Origin of the sequence: Salipaludibacillus sp. CF4.18, assembly GCF_051262595.1 — a bacterium.
GTDB lineage: Bacteria > Bacillota > Bacilli > Bacillales > Salisediminibacteriaceae > Salipaludibacillus > Salipaludibacillus neizhouensis.
In genome coordinates, this window is sequence record NZ_JBIMEV010000119.1 from 1 (window position 1) to 2,821 (window position 2,821).

Here is a 2,821-nt window from a genome sequence, read left to right on the forward strand (position 1 = left end):
GGAGTGGTCTTTTTTCATGATAACTTATAAAAATCTTAGATTTTAGATGTGGTTGTCCGAGGCTCGGATTCTCTCCAGGTGGCTGCTTTTCTCGGGTAATACTTCAAGTCTCACTGGAAAGTTTATTCCAGCTGCATTTGCAGCGTTTGTTTTAGCCTGACGAATCGTAGCCATCGCTACTTAAAACTTTTCAAAAAAAGCCAGGATTAGGAGAGGAGTCACAAGGTTTTCTTAGGCAAGAGATTCTATTGTCTATAAGAGTGATGGGAATTATCATATTGATAAGTTTTGTTGCTGAAGCTATTGGATATCAGTAAGTAAAAAGAGATGGTGGCTCCAACTGGTATGTTAATAAGAAGATTTTTTATCTTGTTCACCGGGATAGTGTAAATTCTTATAATAAAACCAACATTGGTTAAGAGTCTTTACTTTTCTAAAATCTTTCTTGGCGTAGGCTTCAAGTAATTGCCGTTTTAACCATGACGGCATTTAGATTCCTCCTCTCCAATAATTATCTCTTTATATTTAACGACTGTTCTATTAATATGATATGTAGGTATGATTGTCTTTGTTATCTATTTATTAGGCTTTTTTATCTTTGAATGCAGTTATCACGGAATCACTGATTATTATTCGGGGATGTCACCTCGGGCTAAGGATCGTTTTTCACAAGAATTCCACGGATTTACAACATAACAATGAAATTGCATAGCCGTTATTATAAGGAAGAGGCTTCTGGGGGAAAGATACATGATGGAAGACAAACAATTACAATTACTAACTGAAAAACTATCGCTTATGTATTTTCATAAGCCATTTAAACATACTGCCTTTTTTAATCCGAGATTAAGGACAACAGGCGGTCGCTATGCACTTGGTTCACACAATATTGACATTAATCCCAAGCATTATGAATACTACGGGGAAGAAGAATTAGTCAATATTATTAAACATGAGCTCTGTCATTACCATCTTCATATAGAAGGAAGAGGATACCAGCATAAAGATAAAGAGTTTAAAGATTTGTTGGTAAAGGTTGGAGGGAGCAGGCATTGTCAAACAATTCCTAATGGTCGTAATCAGTCACGAATCGTGCATATATATCGATGTAAAGGCTGTAAGATTGAGTTTCCGCGCAAACGACGCTTTAATACTAAACGGTTTGTATGTGGCAAGTGTAAAGGTCGTTTAATAAAAGTAGAAACTCTATCTGAGAAAAACCGTTGACGAGATATTTAGGATATGGTACATTATAAAAGTCGCTTACAAGACAAGCGCAAAATATTATTGACACGATGAGCCGGATTCGTTACAATCTAATTCGTCGTAACAAAGACGAAGCAACGAAGAAGCTTGCTAGTAATATTGTTAAAGAGACTGCAATGAGATTTGTAAAACTCGATAATTGGTTTTTAGATAAAGCAATTGAGTTTGAAGGAAAATCGAATTGTATATTAGAATATCTGAGGATCTGAAAAGACTTAGGTGAAGAAGTTTTCGCTTATTAACAATCAAACACATTATTCCACAGTAGCTCAGTGGTAGAGCTATCGGCTGTTAACCGATCGGTCGTAGGTTCGAATCCTACCTGTGGAGCCATATGGAGAAGTACCCAAGTGGCTGAAGGGGCGCCCCTGCTAAGGGTGTAGGTCGTGTGAGCGGCGCGAGGGTTCAAATCCCTCCTTCTCCGCCAGTAAATTTTCATGGCCCGTTGGTCAAGCGGTTAAGACACCGCCCTTTCACGGCGGTATCACGGGTTCGAATCCCGTACGGGTCACCATTTACGCTTAGTATGAAAGAGTTTTACTGTTTATTGAAAAACATGGAGGATTAGCTCAGTTGGGAGAGCATCTGCCTTACAAGCAGGGGGTCGGCGGTTCGAGCCCGTCATCCTCCACCATTATTTTAAAAATATTTGTGGTCCCGTGGTGTAGCGGTTAACATGCCTGCCTGTCACGCAGGAGAGCGCGGGTTCGAATCCCGTCGGGACCGCCATGAATATGCGGGTGTGGCGGAACTGGCAGACGCGCTAGACTTAGGATCTAGTGCCTTCGGGCGTGGGGGTTCGACTCCCTCCACCCGCACCATATTCTTTAAAAAGCTTATATGCGGTCGTGGCGGAATGGCAGACGCGCTAGGTTGAGGGCCTAGTGGGAGAAATCCCGTGGAAGTTCGACTCTTCTCGACCGCACCATATACAATGCGCCCGTAGCTCAATTGGATAGAGTATCTGACTACGAATCAGAAGGTTAGAGGTTCGAGTCCTCTCGGGCGCACCATAATTTTTATATGATTTACTTGAAACACCATCGGGAAGTAGCTCAGCTTGGTAGAGCACTTGGTTTGGGACCAAGGGGTCGCAGGTTCGAATCCTGTCTTCCCGACCACTTTTATTTTTCTATTGGAATTTTTTTATCTTAATATGCGGGTGTAGTTTAGTGGTAAAACCTCAGCCTTCCAAGCTGATGATGTGAGTTCGATTCTCATCACCCGCTCCAATTTAATCATATCACTTGATTTGACAACCTTTTTTGAGGGCCTGTAGCTCAGCTGGTTAGAGCGCACGCCTGATAAGCGTGAGGTCGGTGGTTCGAGTCCACTCAGGCCCACCAATACTTTAGATGTTTTTCAAGAACTATGTCATCTTTTAATGAAATGGTTCTTTTTTTGTGACTTTCCTTCTATAGAAGAGAACAATTATTCTGTATTGGAAGTTATTTCTTTTAAAAAAACTTTTAAAAAAGTGTTGCATTGTTTGATCATATCGTGGTATATTAATTGAGTCGCTAAAAACGACAGCAACACAAACCGATTGAGAAAA

At 40.9% G+C, this 2,821-nt stretch carries 2 protein-coding genes and 11 tRNA genes; 12 read left to right on the forward strand and 1 reads right to left on the reverse strand.

Translation table 11 applies throughout. The annotated features are described in order from the left end of the window. Window positions 1-348 precede the first annotated feature (348 nt). On the reverse strand, window positions 349-489 hold the full coding sequence (gene cmpA, locus ACHABW_RS25505) for a cortex morphogenetic protein CmpA (protein WP_110939276.1): 141 nt from the start codon (window positions 487-489) through the stop codon (window positions 349-351). A 264-nt stretch (window positions 490-753) separates the two neighbouring features. Here cmpA and ACHABW_RS25510 point away from each other — a divergent pair, with 264 nt between their 5' ends. From ACHABW_RS25510 to ACHABW_RS25565, 12 genes are all read left to right on the forward strand, one after another. Further along, on the forward strand, window positions 754-1,227 hold the full coding sequence (locus tag ACHABW_RS25510; RefSeq protein WP_435759838.1) for a SprT family protein: 474 nt from the start codon (window positions 754-756) through the stop codon (window positions 1,225-1,227). Window positions 1,228-1,524: 297 nt separating this feature from the next. Beyond that, window positions 1,525-1,599 (forward strand) — tRNA-Asn (locus ACHABW_RS25515). A 3-nt stretch (window positions 1,600-1,602) separates the two neighbouring features. Then, window positions 1,603-1,693, forward strand: a tRNA-Ser gene (locus ACHABW_RS25520). A 12-nt stretch (window positions 1,694-1,705) separates the two neighbouring features. Further along, window positions 1,706-1,780 (forward strand) — tRNA-Glu (locus tag ACHABW_RS25525). Window positions 1,781-1,824: 44 nt separating this feature from the next. After that, window positions 1,825-1,900, forward strand: a tRNA-Val gene (locus ACHABW_RS25530). A 19-nt stretch (window positions 1,901-1,919) separates the two neighbouring features. Next, window positions 1,920-1,995 (forward strand) — tRNA-Asp (locus tag ACHABW_RS25535). Between the two features lie 7 nt (window positions 1,996-2,002). After that, a tRNA-Leu gene (locus ACHABW_RS25540) sits at window positions 2,003-2,087 on the forward strand. Window positions 2,088-2,108: 21 nt separating this feature from the next. After that, window positions 2,109-2,194 (forward strand) — tRNA-Leu (locus ACHABW_RS25545). An 8-nt stretch (window positions 2,195-2,202) separates the two neighbouring features. Continuing rightward, window positions 2,203-2,279, forward strand: a tRNA-Arg gene (locus ACHABW_RS25550). 31 nt (window positions 2,280-2,310) lie between these two features. After that, a tRNA-Pro gene (locus ACHABW_RS25555) sits at window positions 2,311-2,387 on the forward strand. Window positions 2,388-2,424: 37 nt separating this feature from the next. Beyond that, window positions 2,425-2,498: transfer RNA gene (locus tag ACHABW_RS25560), tRNA-Gly, on the forward strand. Between the two features lie 37 nt (window positions 2,499-2,535). Further along, window positions 2,536-2,612 (forward strand) — tRNA-Ile (locus tag ACHABW_RS25565). Window positions 2,613-2,821 lie beyond the last annotated feature (209 nt).